The sequence below is a fragment of the Maribacter sp. X9 genome, from assembly GCF_048537565.1.
Classification (GTDB): Bacteria; Bacteroidota; Bacteroidia; order Flavobacteriales; family Flavobacteriaceae; genus Maribacter.
This window is the reverse complement of sequence record NZ_CP183215.1, coordinates 1,769,903-1,789,491: the sequence shown is the minus strand read 5'-3', so window position 1 is coordinate 1,789,491 and position 19,589 is coordinate 1,769,903. Positions and strand designations below refer to the sequence as shown.

At 39.7% G+C, this 19,589-nt stretch carries 18 protein-coding genes and 1 riboswitch; of the genes, 12 read left to right on the top strand and 6 right to left on the bottom strand.

The features are described 5' to 3' along the window. Positions 1-485 precede the first annotated feature (485 nt). The 6 genes from ACNR9Q_RS07540 (at position 486) to ACNR9Q_RS07515 (ending at position 8,071) form a co-directional block, all read left to right on the top strand. Positions 486-1,091, top strand: coding sequence for a TetR/AcrR family transcriptional regulator (locus tag ACNR9Q_RS07540; protein ID WP_419213996.1), 606 nt, complete (start codon positions 486-488; stop codon positions 1,089-1,091). Between the two features lie 109 nt (positions 1,092-1,200). Continuing rightward, positions 1,201-2,562, top strand: a complete 1,362-nt coding sequence (locus ACNR9Q_RS07535) for a TolC family protein (protein ID WP_419213995.1) — start codon at positions 1,201-1,203, stop codon at positions 2,560-2,562. Between the two features lie 7 nt (positions 2,563-2,569). Next, positions 2,570-3,634, top strand: a complete 1,065-nt coding sequence (locus ACNR9Q_RS07530; protein WP_419213994.1) for an efflux RND transporter periplasmic adaptor subunit — start codon at positions 2,570-2,572, stop codon at positions 3,632-3,634. Positions 3,635-3,641: 7 nt separating this feature from the next. Then, on the top strand, positions 3,642-6,773 hold the full coding sequence (locus ACNR9Q_RS07525; protein ID WP_419213993.1) for an efflux RND transporter permease subunit: 3,132 nt from the start codon (positions 3,642-3,644) through the stop codon (positions 6,771-6,773). 4 nt (positions 6,774-6,777) lie between these two features. Then, entirely contained in the window at positions 6,778-7,497 is a 720-nt protein-coding gene (locus ACNR9Q_RS07520) for a hypothetical protein (RefSeq protein WP_419213992.1), read from the top strand. 1 nt (position 7,498) lies between these two features. Continuing rightward, a complete protein-coding gene (locus tag ACNR9Q_RS07515) occupies positions 7,499-8,071 on the top strand; it encodes a DUF2652 domain-containing protein (protein ID WP_419213991.1) in 573 nt (190 codons plus the stop codon). Positions 8,072-8,163: 92 nt separating this feature from the next. Here the strand turns inward: ACNR9Q_RS07515 and hxpB are convergent, their stop codons facing one another. From hxpB to thiM, 6 genes are all read right to left on the bottom strand, one after another. Continuing rightward, positions 8,164-8,808 (bottom strand): hexitol phosphatase HxpB, encoded by a 645-nt coding sequence (hxpB, locus tag ACNR9Q_RS07510; protein WP_419213990.1) that lies wholly within the window; start codon positions 8,806-8,808, stop codon positions 8,164-8,166. Between the two features lie 58 nt (positions 8,809-8,866). Then, positions 8,867-9,337, bottom strand: coding sequence for a DinB family protein (locus tag ACNR9Q_RS07505; protein WP_419213989.1), 471 nt, complete (start codon positions 9,335-9,337; stop codon positions 8,867-8,869). 109 nt (positions 9,338-9,446) lie between these two features. After that, positions 9,447-10,103 carry a thiaminase II gene (tenA, locus tag ACNR9Q_RS07500; RefSeq protein WP_419213988.1) on the bottom strand — a complete coding sequence of 219 codons (657 nt, stop codon included), beginning with the start codon at positions 10,101-10,103 and terminating at the stop codon, positions 9,447-9,449. Next, complete coding sequence (gene thiD, locus ACNR9Q_RS07495) at positions 10,090-10,923, bottom strand: bifunctional hydroxymethylpyrimidine kinase/phosphomethylpyrimidine kinase (RefSeq protein WP_419213987.1); 834 nt, start codon at positions 10,921-10,923, stop codon at positions 10,090-10,092. Before thiD ends, tenA begins: the two co-directional genes overlap by 14 nt. After that, positions 10,920-11,555, bottom strand: coding sequence for a thiamine phosphate synthase (gene thiE, locus ACNR9Q_RS07490; RefSeq protein WP_419213986.1), 636 nt, complete (start codon positions 11,553-11,555; stop codon positions 10,920-10,922). The genes thiD and thiE overlap by 4 nt, the downstream gene beginning before the upstream one ends. Next, positions 11,552-12,352, bottom strand: coding sequence for a hydroxyethylthiazole kinase (thiM, locus tag ACNR9Q_RS07485; protein ID WP_419213985.1), 801 nt, complete (start codon positions 12,350-12,352; stop codon positions 11,552-11,554). Before thiM ends, thiE begins: the two co-directional genes overlap by 4 nt. 73 nt (positions 12,353-12,425) lie before the next feature. Continuing rightward, positions 12,426-12,518: riboswitch (TPP riboswitch) on the bottom strand. Between the two features lie 441 nt (positions 12,519-12,959). On the opposite strand from thiM, the gene ACNR9Q_RS07480 reads away from it, so the two are divergent. The 6 genes from ACNR9Q_RS07480 to ACNR9Q_RS07455 all read left to right on the top strand — a co-directional run bounded on the left by ACNR9Q_RS07480 (position 12,960) and on the right by ACNR9Q_RS07455 (position 19,582). After that, positions 12,960-14,195 carry a serine hydrolase domain-containing protein gene (locus tag ACNR9Q_RS07480; protein ID WP_419213984.1) on the top strand — a complete coding sequence of 412 codons (1,236 nt, stop codon included), beginning with the start codon at positions 12,960-12,962 and terminating at the stop codon, positions 14,193-14,195. Positions 14,196-14,270: 75 nt separating this feature from the next. After that, entirely contained in the window at positions 14,271-15,497 is a 1,227-nt protein-coding gene (locus ACNR9Q_RS07475) for a hypothetical protein (RefSeq protein ID WP_419213983.1), read from the top strand. Positions 15,498-15,549: 52 nt separating this feature from the next. Next, positions 15,550-15,927: a hypothetical protein gene (locus ACNR9Q_RS07470; RefSeq protein WP_419213982.1), complete on the top strand. Its 378-nt coding sequence runs from the start codon at positions 15,550-15,552 to the stop codon at positions 15,925-15,927. A gap of 31 nt (positions 15,928-15,958) precedes the next feature. After that, positions 15,959-18,187, top strand: a complete 2,229-nt coding sequence (locus tag ACNR9Q_RS07465) for a hypothetical protein (RefSeq protein WP_419213981.1) — start codon at positions 15,959-15,961, stop codon at positions 18,185-18,187. Between the two features lie 95 nt (positions 18,188-18,282). Continuing rightward, positions 18,283-18,849 (top strand): RNA polymerase sigma factor, encoded by a 567-nt coding sequence (locus ACNR9Q_RS07460; protein WP_419213980.1) that lies wholly within the window; start codon positions 18,283-18,285, stop codon positions 18,847-18,849. Continuing rightward, a complete protein-coding gene (locus tag ACNR9Q_RS07455) occupies positions 18,842-19,582 on the top strand; it encodes a tetratricopeptide repeat protein (RefSeq protein ID WP_419213979.1) in 741 nt (246 codons plus the stop codon). Before ACNR9Q_RS07460 ends, ACNR9Q_RS07455 begins: the two co-directional genes overlap by 8 nt. The last annotated feature ends 7 nt before the right edge of the window (positions 19,583-19,589 follow it).

The window sequence follows — 19,589 nt, the reverse complement described above, 5'->3', positions numbered from 1 at the left end:
GATAGTTTTTTTAAAATAATTAGCGTTCTCCCGGAACAGTCATAAACTATCTTATTTTAAATACGGACTTTTTATAATCTAGCCATATCACAGTCTTTAGCAGATATACTTTTAAAAAAGAAAAGTAGAAATCAAAATTCCTGAGTCTCAAAAGATTGGACCTAACTACTACGGAAGTCCAGCAATTGGAGGATGCAACCTATATAATTGAAAATAAACAAAAAATTGTCCGCATCGGGCTGGCATAAGCGTTGGTAACATATTAGTACTGAAATGGTTTGACTTTGATACTTCAAGAAAATTAAAGGCACTCCTCGATAACTACCATCATAAAATATCAAGCTATTTTTATTAATAAGAATAGTAATGATGCCCTGAATCGTGTTATTAATTTTCAAATTCTTTACAATTATTCAACTTATTATAAGATTAATTTGGTTAGGAAAAAAATCTGCCTATCTTTGCATACCAAACGTTCGGTTTTTATGAAAGATTCTAAAGAACATATTTTAAAAACGTCTTTGCTCCTGTTTTTACAGAAAGGATTTAAAGAAGTAACGATGAACGAAATCGTAAAGAATTCCGGCTTTTCAAAAGGGGCTTTTTATCATTATTTCAGCAGTAAAGAAGAGGTATTTAAAGAAGTCATAGACGTTTATTTCAGACAAATGCTTCATTTGGATTATGAAACTTTACCATCTGATTCTTTATATGCTTTTTATCAGGCTAATTTAGAGATTCAGCAAAATAGGGATAAAATGATTCATCGATGGTATAAAGAAACTTTTGAAGGCGATGTGCCCAATAACATATATTATATTTTGTTTGATGCCCTTCGACTGTTGCCGGATATTAAAAGACAACAAAAGGAAAGAATTGAAGAAGAACTGAAGGCTTGGGAGAAAATCATTAAAAAATCGATTAGTACAGGAGAAATTACCCCTAAATTCTCTCCAAAAAATTTAGCGAAACAATTTGTATATAGCAGTGATGGCATCGCCTTGCATATGGTAATGATAAGCAGCTCGACCGAACTTCTTGATGAAGTTAAAAGTGTATGGGACAGTCTTTATGATAGTATAAAAACCTAAAAAAATTTAATATATTACAGACCGAATGGTCGGTTTTAATATCGTTATTAATATGAATTAGAATATAAATATTTTTCACCCTATACATACCGAACAGTCGGGTTAAACTATGAAAAGAATGAAAATGCATAAAAAACTACACTTGCTCTTCGGAGTACTGATGAATGCTTTTCTGATAGCAAATGCTCAGGAATCAAAGGAGCTATCCTTAAAAGACGCGCTGAATTATGCGCTTGAACACAAAGCGGATGCTAAAAAGGCAGCGTTGGATATCTCCAAAAGTGCTTATCAAATTCTGGAAAAAAGGGCGGAAATATTGCCCACCATAGCTTTAGATGGTAACCTAATTAATAATCCGATTCTTCAGGAAACCGCTTTGCCCGGTGAAATTCTGGGAGAACCCGGCACCGTAGTAATGGCTCCTTTAGGACAAAAATGGAATGCCGATGGTGGAATTAATTTAACTCAGAAATTATTTGATCAATCGGTTTTTATCGGATTGAAAGCGGCAAAATCTAGCCGGGAGTTTTACCAAATCAATCAGCAACTTACCGAAGAAAATGTAATCGAAAAAGTAGCTTCACAATATTACCACACCCTCATTTTACAAGCCAATCTGACTGCGGTAGATACCACGTATCAAAACACTGTAAAGATTCAGCAAATCATTACAAGTCAATTTGAAAACGGACTGGCGAAAGGAATAGATGTCAAGCGCATTCAGGTAAAAGTGGCTAACCTTCAGGCGCAGCAACAAGAACTTCAGAATTCCATTCAAATCAGTAAAAACACCCTTAAGTTTTTAACCGGTTTGCCTATTGAAAGGATGATTACTTTAACGGAAGAGTCCTCTCCCCTCCTACCTCAAATTGAAAAAGAAACCTTTGACGTCAGTTCACTCAACGCCTATCAATCGCTAACGAAAGAGAAAGAGTTACGCAACTATGCGTTACAGGAAAGCAAGGCGGCCAATTATCCTACACTTGGTCTTAGCGCTCAATATCATTACCAGGGTTTAGGCGATACCTTCCCCATTGGAAAGGATGAAACCCAACAGGTGTACTGGACGGATTATTCCAGTATCACCCTTAACCTGCACATCCCCTTTTTTTCAGGGTTGAAAACACGCGCCAAGATAAGACAGGCACAACTAGATGTGGAAACCATTCAACTGGACATAGAAGATAAAGAACTATCGCTTCGGGCAGATTTCGAAAACGCGAAAAATCAAATCAGAACTAGTGAGATTACGATAGAAAATCAGCAGCAAAATGTCGTGCTGGCAAAAGAAGTGGTCGAAGATATTCAGAACAACTACACGAACGGGCTCGCTCCGTTGACCGATGTTCTGGATGCCGAAACTTCCCTGATCGAAGCACAAAATAATTATAACAAGGCGGTACTCGATTATCGCCTGGCGCAACTCGACTATTTAAAATCAAAAGGTGAATTACAAACCCTCTTAAAATAAGCAGAAAATGAAAAAAATAATATACAGCATACTCATTGGTGCCATAGTCCTTGGTGGGGCGATATACATCCTTCTTTCCAACAAAGCACAAAATCAGCAGGAAACCGCTTTGATTACTCAAAAGAACCATGCCATTAGCGTTAAGGTAGATACGGTAAAATGCATTACCCCACAACTCAGCTACAGGAGTAACGGAACGTTTAAACCAGAACAGGAACTCATCGTCACCCCGGAAACTTCAGGCACCATTTTAAAAATTATGGTCAAAGAGGGCGACCAGGTACAAAAAGGACAAACCCTGGCTTATCTTAAAAAAGATCAGGCCAAGGTATCCTATCAGAATGCCAATGCCAACTACCAAAATGCCTTTGAGAATTATGAACGTTACCAACGGGCATACAAGACAGGCGGAGTAACCCAGGAGCAATTAGAACAAATGCAATTGCAGTTGAACAACGCGAAATCAAGCTTGGAAAATGCCAATTTGGATATGGAAGATACCCGCATTAAGGCTTCGATAAACGGTGTGATCAATAAAAAATTCGTAGAAACGGGAGCTGTTGTAAATACGGGTACGTCCCTTTTTGAAATTGTAGATATCACTACTTTAAAACTCCTGGTAAGCGTCCCGGAACTACAGGTTTCTAATATTCGTGCAGGGCAGCAAGCACAGATTCAATTAAACGTTTATCCCGATACTACATTTACCGGCAACGTATCTTTTGTGGCCGCAAAAGCAGATGGTTCCCTTAATTTTCCGGTAGAAATCACCTTACAAAATAGGCAAAATCATCCTTTAAAAGCCGGAATGTACGCCACGGCCATTTTCAATTTCTCTTCCGAAGAATTACAGCCGATAAGCGTTATTTCCCGCAATGCCTTTACCGAAGGTTTGGGCGAAAGTGAGGTTTTTGTGGTAAAAAACAACAAAGTGCACCTGCAAAAAGTACGAACAGGAAAAAACTTCAATAATCAGGTAGAAATTCTTGATGGTTTACAGCTTGGGGATGTGGTTGTGACCAGCGGACAGATCAATTTAGAAGATCAATCTGCTATACAAATTATTCAATAAAAAAGATATGAAATTAGCAGCAATACCTATCAAACGTCCCACGATTGTAGTGGTTCTTTTCACCATTCTTATTTTAGGCGGACTTTATAGCTACAGTAGGTTAGGCTATGAATTGTTACCAAAATTCAGCCTCAATTTAATTACCATTTCCACTCCATATCCCGGAGCTTCTTCCAGTGAAGTGGAAAACTCGGTGACCAAGAAAATAGAAGATGCCATCTCTTCGGTAGAAAATGTCAAAAAAATAGAATCGAAATCTTTTGAAGGGCTTTCCACCGTAAGTTTAACCCTGACTTCCGATGCCGATGAGAATGAATCTTTGAATGATGCGCAGCGTAAAATAAATGCGATTGAAAAAGACTTACCGGAAGATGTAGACCCGCCGTCACTCAGCAAATTTTCGCTTAGTGATCTGCCCATTATCACCATTGGTGCCACTGCCAATATGGAAGAAACAGCATTCTACGATTTATTGGATAAAAAAATAAAACCGGTACTTTCCAGTACCAAAGGCGTAGGCCAGGTCACTGTGATTGGAGGTTCTGAAAGAGAAATACAAGTGAATATTGATCCTGAAAAAGTAAAAGGCTTCAATCTGACCTTGCCCCAGGTGGTCAGCATTATTTTAGCTTCAAATATTGATTATCCTACCGGAAATTTAAAGACCCGGCACAATCGGGTGCTCATCCGTTTATCGGGTAAGTATGAAAATGTGGAGGAGCTACGCAATTTGGTGGTGAGCTCCACCGATGGAATTCAGGTTCGGGTACGCGATATCGCTGAAGTAAGGGATACCCAAAAGGAGATAAATAAAATTGCCCGTGTTAATGGCAAAGATGCCATTATAATGCAGGTAATGAAACAGTCAGATGCCAATGCTGTAGAAGTGAGCGAAGCCATTCACCGCAGTTTAGAAGAAATGGAGGCGCAGTATGCCGGCAATCAGGTGAAATTGCCCGTTGTAGATGACAGCAGTGAATTTACTTTACAATCCTCTGATGCGGTAATGCACGATTTAATTTTAGCGGTGGTATTGGTCGCGGTGGTAATGTTGTTTTTCCTGCATACCATACGTAACGCTTTTATTGTAATGGTTTCCATTCCCGCATCGCTTATCGCCACGTTTATAGGGATGTATCTCTTGGGATATACGCTCAACCTGATGAGTTTATTAGGCCTTTCGCTGGTGGTGGGTATTCTGGTAGATGATGCCATTGTAGTATTAGAAAACATTTACCGCCATATGGAAATGGGAAAAAACCGGGTGCAGGCCGCTTATGACGGGATGATAGAAATTGCGTTTACCGTTTCAGCAATTACCCTGGTTATTGTGGTGGTATTTCTGCCAATCGCGATGAGTACCGGATTGGTTTCCGATTTAATTGCGCAATTTTGTGTTACTGTTATCCTGGCGACCTTATTCTCCTTACTTTCTTCCTTCACGATTGTTCCCTGGCTTTCTTCCCGCTTCGGCAAACTAGGAAAAATCACCGGTAAAAATTTCTTTGAAAGAATCATTTTGGGCTTTGAAAAAGGACTGGATAAATTCACCCATTTGGTAAGTGGTTTATTAAAATGGTCGTTGGTTCACAAAGGCAAAACCACCCTGATTGTGATGGTATTATTTATAGGTTCGTGTACGCTTTTGGTAATGGGCTTTATCGGTGGGGAATTCCTTCCTCCGGTAGATCGCGGACAGTTTGTGGTACAATTGGAACTCAACAAAGATGCTTCTTTGGAAACCACGAATCTGGCCACTCAAAAAGCGGAAAAAATACTGAGTCAACATCCTGAAGTTAACCGCTTAGTCACTACTGTGGGGCAAAGCAGCGATGGAACATTCAGTACTCAGGAAACCCCTTTTAAATCTGAAATTACGGTAGCCTTAGTCGATAAAGCCAAGCGGGAAGATAAAACCACTGTTTTTGCTGCCAAAATAAAACGGGAATTACAACAAACCCTGGTTGGGGTAAAAATTAAAACCGCTACGGTAAGTATTGTAGGGGGCGCTGATGACGCCCCCATATCCTTGACCATTACCGCTCCCAATTATGCAGATGCTTTGGAATTTTCTAAAAAAGCCCTGGATTCTTTGGCAAAAGTTCCGGGAGCTACCCAAATAAAAAGCAGTGCAGAAAAAGGGAATCCTGAGGTACAGGTTTCCATAGACCGGGATAAAATGGCGGCTTTAGGGATTGGATTGCAGGATGTGGGAATGGCTATGCAAACCGCTTTTAACGGCAATACCGATGGGAAATTTCGCGCCGGGGCTTATGAGTATGACATCAACATTAAATACAATGCAGGGCATCGGTTGTCTATTCAGGATGTGCGCGATATTTCTTTTGTGAATGCTGAAGGCAAACGGGTTCAACTCTCCCAATTTTCGACTATTACGGAAGGTACTGGGCCTAGTTTTTTGGAACGTCGGGACAAAAGTGCCGCAGTAACTATTTCTGCACAAGCGGCAGGAAGACCTTCTGGCGATATTGCTGCCGATTGGGAAGAAGCTTTTGCTAAGATTCCGCGGGACAATGGCGTAAGTTATATCTGGGGCGGCGATATGGAAAACCAGTCGGATAGCTTCGGAACTTTACTCATCGCTTTATTGGCAGCTGTTATACTGGTCTATCTTATTCTGGTGGTGTTATATGACAGTTATCTATACCCGTTCGTCGTACTATTTTCCATTCCACTTTCTTTTATTGGGGCACTTTGGGCATTGGCAATTACCAATAATGCGCTGAACATATTTACCATTTTAGGAATCATTATGCTTATTGGTTTGGTAGCTAAAAATGCGATTCTTCTGGTCGATTATGCCAATCATCAAAAGGCGGAAGGCATAGATACCTTTAATGCCCTGGTGAATGCCAATCACGCCCGGTTACGCCCTATTTTAATGACGACTATAGCTATGGTTATTGGTATGGTTCCTATTGCTTTGGCCAATGGTGCCGGAGCCGAGCTCAACAATGGCTTAGCCTGGGTGATTATCGGCGGACTCATCAGTTCTTTATTTCTTACACTGATTGTTGTTCCGGTTGTGTATGCTGCCTTCGATAAGCTGGCGGTAAAATTTAAAAGTAAAAACCGCCATGCGGACGCCATCAATAATTTAGTAACCTCAAAAAATTAAGGAGATGCCAACAGCACCAAAATGGGTAAACGATGCCATGGAAACACTCGCTTCTTCTAGGATGAGAATGGTAGAAGTAGTAGAAACCACTTACATCACCCCACAACTCAAAAAAATACAATTGAAAGGAGATTTTTCAAAGCTAACTTTTGAACTGGGTCACACCATTTCGTTTCGTGTGAATGATAATGATTCAAGACATTATACTGTTTCCTATGGTGATGTTAAAGCTGGGGTAATAGAATTTATAGCTCATATTCACGGAGATGCCGTAGGGGCCAAATTTATAGATAACCTTAAGCTAAGAGACGAAATTAAAATGGGCCTACTAAGAGGATCAAAACAGTATGATCCTAATGTAAAGCAACAGTTGATTTTTGGAGATGAAACCTCGTTAAGTTTGATGATGGATTTTTTACCCAGGCTTCAAAAAAATCTCCATCAGTTCATGTTTTATATAGAATTAGATGAGGAAAATAAAGCAGTTCCTGAATTACTAGGACTGACGAACTATATGGTGTTTTCAAAGCAGGATGTGTTCAGAAGCAAAGAAAAAATCAGGGAGTTACCCGTATTCAAAAATGGTGATTGGCAAAATGCCAATATAGTACTTACAGGAAATATAAACTCCCTACAAAACTTCAGAAAAGTATTCAAAGAACATAACCACAAAGGAAAGCTCTTTGTGAAAGGTTTTTGGTTAGAAGGTAAAAAAGGATTATAAAATGGAAAAGATAGAACAAAAAGGAGTGATTTTGATTCCGGATTTTAGCGGATTTACAGATTTTGTACTAAGCCATAATTTGTATGTAGGAGGTTACATTACAGAAAAATTGTTAAGTAGTATTATTGACAACAATACATTAGCTTTTGATATTTCAGAAATAGAGGGAGATGCCGTGCTTTTTTACAAGTATGGAGAGCCTTCAGATATGACCAGTATCCTTCAACAGGCGATGTTGATGAAAAATGCTTTTGGTAAATGTCTGGAAGATCTACATCAGCAATTAAAAACGAAGATCCTTCTTTCTTTAAAATTTATTGTTCACTATGGTACTTTTTCTGAATACGTTATAGGGAAATTTAAAAAGCTATATGGAGCAACGGTCGTTGAAGCGCATAAGTTATTAAAATACCATTATGTAGAGCATCAGCCGTATATCCTATTTTCTCAACAATATTTAAAGGCTATCGAAAATGAATACGGCAAAACTGTCCATTTCGAGGAAAAAACAAGAACCGATAGTTGTGATGCTTGTATTTATAGCCCTCCTGTGGGCTTAATAAAATACATTTGAATATGAGTTGAACTCTCCATTTGAAATTATTAAAGAGGAAATAGGAGGGTCGTTAAATTGACAAAATTTTCGGTAAATCAAAATACACAACGTTAAATCAATTCCATCATATTAAAACTATCAATCCTATAATCGGCAATTTCAAAGTGTAATTTCTTATTCCCATTTGTAAAGAAAGCAACGCTCATTCCCGCTTTCTTTGCTGCCAATATTCCGGAATAGGAATCTTCAATCACAAGACAGTACTTAGGATCTATGGCTAGCTTTCTGGCTGTTGTATAATAAATGGCAGGATCTGGCTTTCCTTTTACTTCAAATTCTGCCGAAGAAATGGCATCAAATAAATGTGCTATTTCTAATTTTCCCAAAACGACAGGGATAATTGTAAAAGGTGAATTTGTAGCCAATCCAATTTTATAATTTTTAGACTTTAATCTTTCCATAAAAGTTTTTACTCCATGTATTAAACAGTCTTTTGATTTTATTAATTCAACCACTCTTGATACAACCATTTGCTCCGCTTCTCTTAAGCCTATATTGCTCCAAGGAAATTTTTTATACCAAAATTGAGTGACCTCGGAGGTTATCATTGATTGGGTTTCTTTGGCATATTCTTCGATTACATTTACCCCCAAAGAAGAAAAAACTTCCTTTTCGGCCTGTTTCCATATTACTTCTGTATCAATTATGACCCCGTCCATATCAAAAATCACAGCCTTCTTGTCTTTTAGATACATTTTGTTATTTTTTCAAAATACTTAAATATTCCATCCAAGGACCGACTTCTTTTGAATACTATTTTGCCATTACCCGTGATATTTTTGCTAGGTGGCCTAAATCATGTACTACCCAAGTGGCTATTAGCTGTTGAAGTATCACCTTACCAAATTCCGGGTGAATTCCGATACGGCTTAAATCTTTTTCTTTGATATTTAGGGACGTTAATTTTTCAAGATTCTTCTTTCGTAAATCTTTGAATTCTTGAATCATAGTCTCAATGGGTTTGTTTTGATCCCCCTTTAACTGTGCAAACCGGTCAAATGACTGAAACAGTTTATTATCAGAATCACTTAAAATTATTTTGATACGTGTTATCCAATCTGTTTTTTCACCAAAAATCAAATGCCCAAGAATATCATACGGGCTCCACGTGTCTTTCCCTTCATTGTTCTTTATCCAATCTTTTGAGAGTGTTGATAAGTATGATTCTATGACGAATGGCGTTGTTTTTAAGATTTCAATTGATTGATCTAGTCTAAATTCCATCATAATTCCTTTTTATTTCACATTCCTATTTCTTAGGCAGCTACTCTAAATCCTGATCACAGCTACCGACTGTTTTAATTATAAGGGGAAACATAAAAGGGTTTATTCTTTAGTGTGCATTCCATTTTTTCATTTTATAAGCGGCGTCCCAAAACTGGTATTCCATACGTGATGCCGTAATAAAGGCATCAGTCATTTTTTGTCTTATAGCAGGTGTGGTGCTTTGGGCTGCTTTATCACATAAGTCTATGGCTTTTTTTACAGCTTCAGTAAAATCCTCTCCTCCATAAGTTGCAATCCACTTTTCAAAAGGATTATTGAAAGATTGGTGATTGGCAATTATATACTCCCCTACGTTTTTATAGATCCAAAAACAAGGCAGCGTTGCGGCCATAGCAACCTCATAAGGTTCGAATGCTGCCGTACTTCTCAGAAAATGTGTATAATGATGGCAGACAGGCTGAATGATTCCTTTGTCCGACACCCCAAAATCTTTAAAATAGGATTCGTGCAAAGCATTTTCCACCACAAGGGCATTTTCAGCAAATCGTATATAGGCTAACGTGTCTTCAATATGGTAGGCTTTGGCTCCAATTAAGGCAAGGGCTCTTCCAAAATGCTCTAAGTATAAAGAATCCTGTAGCATATAAAACTGAAATTTATTCATTGGAAGATTGCCTTCGGCTAACTCTTCAATAAAGGGCATTTTAAGAATGGATTTATAAATTCCGTCAATAGATTGCCAGGTTTTTTCAGACCATTTCATTTTTAATAAGTTTTTGGGGGTTAAAAAAGTGATTTAAAGGACCATTTCCTTTTCCGGTTTTTATATCTGCACCGTACTTTATAGCTTTATATACATATTGCTGTCCAAGCTCCACCGCTTCATACATACTTTTTCCCATTGCTAGAAATGAAGCTATAGCGGAAGATAGCGTACAACCGGAACCGTGGGTATTATTGGTTGCAATTTTATTAAATTCAAAAGAATGATAGGTATTTGATTCATCTAATAGCAGCGAGGTAATGTGCTCTGTTTTCTGATGACCTCCTTTCAATAAAATGTTTTTACACTTTAATTCCTTAATACGCTCTCCGGCCAACTGCATCTCTTTTAAAGTCTCTACTTTTGTTTTTGAAAGAATAGCCGCTTCGTCCATATTGGGTGTGATGATATCTGCAATGGGTAATAGCTTTTCAATAATGGTGTTAATTGTCTCTTCTTCAATAAGGCGATGTCCACTGGTGGCTACCATGACAGGGTCAAATACGATAGGGATATGCTTATAGTCCTTCAGTTTTTTTACAATCACACCAACAAGTTCCGGGGTGTGGACCATACCTATTTTTATGGCGTCCGGAACAATATCTTCCATTATCGTTTCGAGCTGTTCGGCTACGGCTTGTATAGGAATGGGAAATATATTTTTAACACCTTGCGTATTCTGTACTGGCAATGCTGTTAATACAGATGTGGCATAACAGCCCAAGGCAGAAATAGTCTTTATATCTGCCTGAATTCCTGCACCACCGCTACCATCAAAACCTGCAATAGTTAATACAGATGGGTATTTATATGTCTTCATCTTAAGATTTCATTTTTTAGTTCATAGGCTGCTTTTCGAGGTTCAGTTGCACTACATATGGCAGAAACTACAGCGACACAGTCCGCACCTGCATTGATTATCGATTTTACATTGTGCAAATGAATATTACCTATCGCAACCAATGGTTTATCGGTAAGATGCCTCATCGTCTTAATTCCATCAAGTCCCCATTCGGTAACGGTATCGGTTTTTGTAGGTGTTCTAAAAACGGGACTGATACCTAGGTAATCAGAAACGGCTACTTGTGGATTATTCAATTGTTCAAGGTACTCTATGGAATAGCCTATATATTTGGTTTTACGCCATTGGTTTCTTATTTCGGAGGGAGTAACATCCTTATAGCCAACGTGTATACCTGTCGCATCCACTTTCTTCGCTACTTCCAGATTGTCATTGATGATAAGGGGAATTTGATAGGCATCGGTTATTTCTTTTAATTGGAATGCCTTGCGAACAAACGTATCCATTACATCATTCTTTTCCCTTAATTGGATGACATCTACCCCGCCCAAAATAGCCTGCTCTGCTACATCGAGAAAATGTTCATGTTTACAGTCTGCTTGGGAAATGACCAGATAGAGTTTATACGGGAATGCCGATTGCTTTTTCATCCCACTGAAACGTTGAGACATTTGTTAAATTCTTGTTCTGTTAAAGAATAAAGTTTATCAATGATGTTCATTTGTAAACTGCCCGGACCTGAAGATTGTTTTTCGGAAAGTTCTCCTGCTATTCCAAGTAGCGCCATTGCAGCGGTAGTGGCTTCTGTTTTATCTTTAACGATAGCTACAAAAGCAGCGATCAATGCTGATGCCGAACAACCTAAACCAGTTACCTTGGTCATCATAGGGTGACCGTTCTTTATGGATATGGCTCGATTCTTATCATCTAAAATGACATCCGTTTGTCCAGAAATACAAACAACAGAACCATATTGTCCCACCAGCGCACGTGCCGCCTGAACAGCATCATTACTTGAAGCGGTACTGTCCACGCCTTTCGTTGTAGATGCGTTGGAGTTTGACAGGGCCAAAATCTCGGATGCATTCCCTCTGATTACCGTAGGATGGTACTGCAGTAGTTTTTGAAGGATTTCATTTCTGTAAGGTGTAGCACCCGCACCTACGGGGTCAAGTACCCAGGGTTTGTTCAGCGTTTGGGCAGTTTCCGCTGCCATTAACATAGCTTCAGACCAATATTCGTCCAGCGTACCAATATTAATCAATACTGCACTTGCAATACCTACCATATCCTTAATTTCTGCTTTAGCGTGAGCCATTACAGGAGAAGCACCTACAGCCAGCAAAGCATTGGCCGTATTATTCATGACCACATAGTTGGTAATATTGTGTATTAAAGGAGATTGATTTTTTACCGATTGGATATGTTTCCAAAGTGTTCTTTCCATTTTGATCTATTTATTTTTTTTAAAAAATAGCTTTAGGAAAAAACTGAAAACAAAGAAAGAAACACCTTTATAAAAGAAGTTTTTTACTTTTCCCTACGTCGGTGTAAGCCGTATCAGGTTCAAAGGGACTCTCTCAATTCTTTTCAGAATACCCCTAAAGCGGTAACAAATGTACAAAATATTGCAATAGATAATTTTTGATTATAAAAAGTTTAAGTCTGTAACTAAATTCTAGAATGTTTCTAACATTTCTTAAATAAACTTTGAATTCAGTGTTCAGATTGTAACTATTTGATAACCTCCTTCCATTAAACCGGACAATTAAAACTAGAGAAAATAGGGCGGATGAATGTTCAATTTTAAACAAGTATTTGTTTATGAAAGGATTATAGTATTCGGAATTACCATAACTCAGCATATAGAATTCTTTTTACCCCTACGATTAGACCTCTCCTATTTTCCACTGAAAAATAGTGCCCTTTCCATAACTATTTTATTCACTCCCCATTCGGGAGTTTGAAATATACGGAATATACTTTTCTATTTTGATGACATTTTAAAAAAGGCTCGATATAGGGTAAAGAACAAACTTCAAAACCGAACATTTATGAGAGCATGTATTAAAAAAGGGAGCGGATACCTATTGATAATATTTTTATTGATAGGGGCCGTAGCCTGCAGTTCGGGTGATACGGAAATATCTGTTGATCCCAGTCCCCCCGAAAATCCAGATTCCAATCCCAATCCAACCCCGAATCCTGATCCGAATGTGTCTAAAACGCAGGACGATATTCCAGAGGTGGATGATAACGTGACCGACTTTATGCAACTTTATCAAGTCCCAGGCGCCTCACTTGCCGTTAGTGTCAACGAAAAGATGGTCTATTCCAAAGGTTATGGAAAGGCAAATGTGGAGAACTCCGTTAACGTAGAAGCGGACGATTTATTCCGTATAGCCAGTATTTCCAAGGTATTTACCGCAACAGCCATTTTAAAACTGATAGATGACGGGTTATTGAATTTAAACGAACCTGTTTTTGGACCTGATGGTGTATTGGGAGATGATTTTGGTACTGCTGTACTTACTGAGGGTGAGCTTAAGATCACCGTAGACCATCTCTTGCTACATGCATCGGGCGGTTGGGGTACATCCACTGGGGGAGACCCCATTGATTATCAGCCTAATTTGGCTCCTTCCGATTTTATAGAATATGTCTTCAACAATTGGACGCTCAATAACGCCCCAGGAGAGGTGTTCAGCTATAGCAACACAGGTTATTGGCTGCTGGCACGGATTGTTGAAAAAAGATCCGGAGTTTCCCTTGAGGCATATTTGAACGAAATGCTTTCACCTCTTGGGATCACCTCCTTCAAGATAACAACCTTTCGGGAAGATGACCTTGAAGAAGATGAAGTCTACTATTACGGCACCAATAGTGATACACCCTATATTTTCACCATTGCCTCCAGAAGGGACGGGGATGCTGGGGTGGTCATCAGTGCCCCTGACCTGCTGCGTTTCTTGTGCGCCATAGATGGGGCCTCAGGAAGACCGGATATACTGAGCGCCAATTCCATTCAATTACTGTCGAAGACCACCGAACTGTCAAACCTGGGCAGAGGACTGGCCGTTTGGGCCGAACAGGGAGTCAGATATTTTACAGGTAGTTTACCAGGAAACCGGTCATGGATGATGATTTCCAATAACGGACATACGGCGACCATCCTGTTGAATTTAAGAAGGACCGACACCACCCAATTTGACAACGACCTCCAATCCCTTCTATTGAATATCGTAAATGATGGGAACACTCCATGGCAAACAGATTTGGACCAATTCTGATGCTACACCTCATGTCGAATTACCATTGAGATAATAACAAATAATACCATTCAACCATTCGCAACAAAACAAAAAATGAAAACACTGATCACAATTTTAATACCCTGTCTTCTTTTTATTTCCTGTATGGGTGGATCCACTCCCAATAATAAAGACCTATCAACGTATTTAGACGACCGAAAATCAGATACCTATGAAAGTGAAGATCCAGAAGTTGAAGGGGAACCCCTAACGAATGCATTTTCCTCGAAACCGTTGCAGAGTACATCAAAAAAAATACACTCTTTGCGTGACGCGCGCACAGGTTTAATCGTAAATAGTGCACCCTACCCCAGTTCTTGGAAGGTAATTTCAAAACCTTATTATACCATGGATCAAAAAATCCCATCCTTTTTAATAGAGATTCAAGGTCCAAACCATCTGATGACATTCAATACGCCCACAAAATTCTTTGCTTCCTACCAAAATCCACAAATGGCACAGATAATGAACCAATACGGTTATGGGAACATGACTCGCAATATCGTCAGCAATGAACAACTCTTTAAAGAAGAAGTGGACGAAAGAATGAAAAACAGCGGATTTTCATTTGTGAAACAGCGAAATATGCCCAAAGAAGAATCTTTTTTAAGGCAGAGAATGCAAGCAAAAGGCTTTGGTCAAGCCGATCTGGAATATACGGCCAGCGAATGGAAAAACGATAAAGGACAAAAAGCTTTGGCAAGGATCATAAAAATAGCCATGCATCAAACTTTGGCTGGCAGTGAAAATATGATGATATGGTTCTACAACACGGATTACATCTTTGTGGACGAGGACCATTTTGAAGATACCTTGAATGAATTATTGGCCTCGAGTATGAAGATTGAAGATAATCCTCAATGGGAGCAATATATGCAACAGTTGAAACAGCAAAGAGCCTATGAAAACCAGCAGCGTATGCAAATAGCAGCGCAACAGCACCAACAGCGAATGAATGCCCAAACAGCAGCCTTCAATGCACACCAAGAAAAAATGAAGGGCATTTGGGCTGCTCAAGATGCTAATCATGCGGCTTTTATGAACCGGAATTTTGGAGTAGGGAGTGATACGTCACAAAAACAGTTCATAAACATGATCAACGAACAGGAAACCGTCTACAATCCACTCACTGGAAACAATTATCAGGTAGATGCAGGTTCGACCGAGTATTGGATGGACAGCGAAGGTAATTATATCAAGAACGAAGATCTTTTCTATACCCCAAACGGCGATATCAACCTCAATGACCGGGAATGGGTAAAAGTGAAGGGGGCCTATTGATGACATTTCTGGATTATTACGATACCTATATAAACCTTTTTAAGCTTTAATAATGAAACACTTTAAAATTTTCCTTTTGATCGGTGCCCTAACCATGGGTATATCATGCTCTAAAGACGAGAACAATGATTCCCAACAGGCCATTTTTGCAGGAAGTTGGTCCGGAACCTATTCAGGTGGCGATGCCGGTACATGGAACGCGACCATAGATGCCGACGGCATAGTGGAGGGCGAGGCATTTTCCAACAATCTTAAACAATCACTCCCCTTGAGCGGCAGTATTGACAACAGCGGGGATTTCAGGGCCACTGTGGGATCGGCCACAAACGGTGCTACCTTTAAAGGTGCCTTTACCCAAGAAAGTGCTTCAGGTACTTGGGAGAACAAAGCGTATGAAATCTCGGGAAGTTGGACCGGATCCAAAGATTAATTGAAGACAATAACCCTATAATACACCAATAATGAAAATTCCATATAAGAAAATTTTAATCGTACTCGTTGTTTTTTCCTTTGTTCTTGCTTGTAGCTCGAACGACAATGATGTAAAGACCGATGATAATATTTCCCAAACGGACGATGACCCAATCAACGGCGAAGATTATGAAATAGCAGAAGTAAAGATTTTGTTACCTGAGGATTCTGGGGTGAATCTATCGACCAGTACGTTGGTTTCCCTAGGCACCGATTCCAGTATAGATGCCAAGGGCATAGGCAAAGTACCTTTCAATAGTGGCACTGTGGAAGTAGGTTACCTTTTGGATGAAGAAAATAAGGTTTTGCTCGCTGGTTTCATTTCCGAAGAACGCAAAGAGCTATCCATTGAAACTACAGCTGAATTAATGGTTTATTACGCTTTAGACTATTATTTGCTGCCCGAGAGTGGAAAAAGTGCTTTTTTAAAAAGCATTGGGCAAACTCCTGGTTTTCCAGGTTTTGTTGAAGAAATAAAAAATCTTTTCGCCGGTAACCCAACTATGTATACGGAAGGGGCCTATCAAACGGCGTTACAGGGTTTTTTAGGACAAATAACATCGAAGCGGGTTTCAGGGTTGGAAAACAGGATTTCTTTCAATGATGAAAAAACAAAAAGCGGAGTCACCCTTTCTAGTGTAGACTCCACCACGATAAAATTGCAAAATTCCCTACCAAGAAGATCCAGGGCAATTATTTATAAGAAAGGCTATATGGATAGGAACGGAGAGCAATTTCAGCTTCCAAATTACACCTCAAGCACCTTCGCGAGTTTTGAATTGGGAGCAGGAAAATCCAATACTATTAAGGAAATGGAAGTTGGGAATTCATTAAGTCAAATAAATGCACAGCAAGCATCCATAGACAATGCAACGGCCACGGAACCCATACTGCTACCGGTGAACCCGGCTACGGAACTTGTGGCAGAATATGAAGTGGTCGTTATTGGCTCTGGCCAACCCAATTCTGAGGAACGAGACATGACCGCGGAAGAGCGAAACATCTACGCGCAAATCAATAAAAAAACCTATGTTATGGACTATTTTTTACCTACCCTTTTGGATGTCGGCGGCAATAAGTCCTTACTCCCCCCATTCGGGAGTAGCAAGGAAGATGCCTTGGTTAATGCCGTTCTCCCTATTTTGGAGCAATATCCAGAAGTTATAGATGAGGTAGTGAACAACGAGTTCAAGGATGCCACTGAAATTTTCCTCCCGGCTTTGTACGGTGATGTTCGTTTGAGCAATGACCTAAGGAAGATTTTAGGGGATGTTTATACTATCTTGTCAGGTAACGGTGACTTCCCTAATACGTTTATACAAAGCCAGGAGTTGATCGAAACCGGCTATCCAAGAACAAAATATATATTGTCCGTCATTGATAAAAACATCAAGGAGACCAATCCGTACTCCAATTTTGGAGGACTGCGCACCGCAGCATTCAATTTTGAACGCTGGGATGTGAAATCCAAAGATGCCATAGTTGAATTTCAGGGCGAAAATATAGAACTCTGTTTGGGCAATGCCACCGAGTTGCGGGTAACGGCAACAACGGATTATGAACCGGAGGTGGAAGATTTTGAATACCATTGGAGCACTTCCAACAAATTTGGGGGTAGGGTACAGGATATTGGCGATGATTCCAGTAATTATGGCGTATCGATCATAACAAAGAAAAATTATGTTTCCTATATCAGTACCGCCACTGAGTCCCAGTTGGGCAGCGGAAGCAATCCGGAAACGGTTACCGTGGTACTCTACCTTAGAAACAAGAATACAGGGGAGCTCACCGAGGCGGGACATGACTCCATCATCGTGAACAATAAGAAAGCATGTGAGTCCTTTACGGCTGGATTTACAATGCAGCCCAATTTTAGGGAATTAAACGGAAACAACAATGCATGTAGCAGTTACGGTGGAATTGAATACCAAGCTTTTAGCCCTATACCTTTTTACGCAGAGTTCAAGGCCGTGGATGGGGCTATTGGTTATAGGGGCATAATTAAATCTAAAGGTGGTACAGTAAGTCCGGAGCGATATTTTGGCTTGGACAAATTTGTCGATATTGGCGGTGGAAGGTTACGTTTTACATCGGGCATAGGTCCCATCCATGTATATACTTCTTGTGATAAGGAAAAAACGAAAGCCAAAGCCCAGGAACTATTAGACAATATAAATGGTGGTGGGCCTGCCAGTATCGAGTTAACGCCCGTTTTTTGATAGCCGTTGAATTATATCGATGAAAATGGGTTTCAAACTTATATATTTTATAAGAGAATGAAATGTTGTAATTTCCCTGTACTTTCAAAAGAAGTATGGGGAATAACTTAGACAAGGCCAACAAACAGCTCGTTACCGCTTTTAAAAACAACGATCAGATGGTCATGCAAAAGGTATATCAAAAGCTATTCCCAAAATTCAGAAACCATGTGTTCAAGAACAGCGGGGACGAGGCCCAAGCAAAGGATATTTTTCAAGAAGCTTTTGTCGCCTGTTGGAAAAATGTAAAAGACGACAAATTTGATGGAAACGGAAACCTTGAAGCTTACCTGTTCACCATTGCCAAAAATAAATGGACGGATCACATTCGTTCCATCCGCTTCAGGAGAACGGTGCAGCAAGAGGCTATTCCAATCGTGGTCGAAGAAGAGAATAATGACCCCCATGGGGCATCGGAAAGAGAGCAAGAAATGATGATCACCGCTCTGAACCAATTGGGTGGAGCCTGTAAAGAACTATTGACATTGTTCTATTTTGAACGTAGGTCAATGGAGGAAATCGGAGTATCGTTGGGTTTGGCCCCGGCATCTGCCCGGAACAAAAAATATAGGTGTATGGAACAATTGCGTACACTTGCCAAAAAAATCAAGAACGATGGATAAGGAAACTACGGCATGGACACGGGAAGAACAAGACCTCTTTGAAAAGTACCTTCTTGGTACCATAGAAGTCCACGAAAAGTCAGCCCTGAAGTCGCGATTGCAATCCGAACCCGAACTCAATGCCAAATTTTTGGAATTTAAAGGATTATTCAGGGCCATTGAAGAAAAGGGCCTGCGAAAGAAGTTGGAAGATTTTCACGGAAATTTGGAAGACGACGGGAAATTAAAGCACTTTGACTTTAGAAAGCATAAAATAATTTTTCGGGCCGCAGCGACCATTGTACTATTGATAGCCTTGGGAGGAATGTGGCACCTCTTCGTGCCAAACCATAATGAGAGGCTCTTCAACGAATATTTTACCCCAGACCCAGGATTGCCCACCGTTATGGGCAATAGTGATAATTACGATTTTTACGAGGCCATGGTAAATTATAAACAGGGAAACTACAAAGCAGCCACAGTAAAGTGGGAAGATCTCTTGTTACAGAAAAAAGATAACGATACACTTTTTTATTTTTTGGGGGCGGCCTATTTGGCCAATGGTGAACCAAGCAAGGCCATACCCTATTTTGACCGAGTTCTTAAAAGCGACAACCCCTCATTCCAAAACGAAGCAGCATTTTACAATGGTCTTGCCCATTTAAAAATAAATGAGGTTGAGGCGGCACTCAAAAGTCTTGAACAAAGCTCTGATGAAAAAGGGAGGGCGTTGGCAAAACAACTTAGGCATTGATTTGATA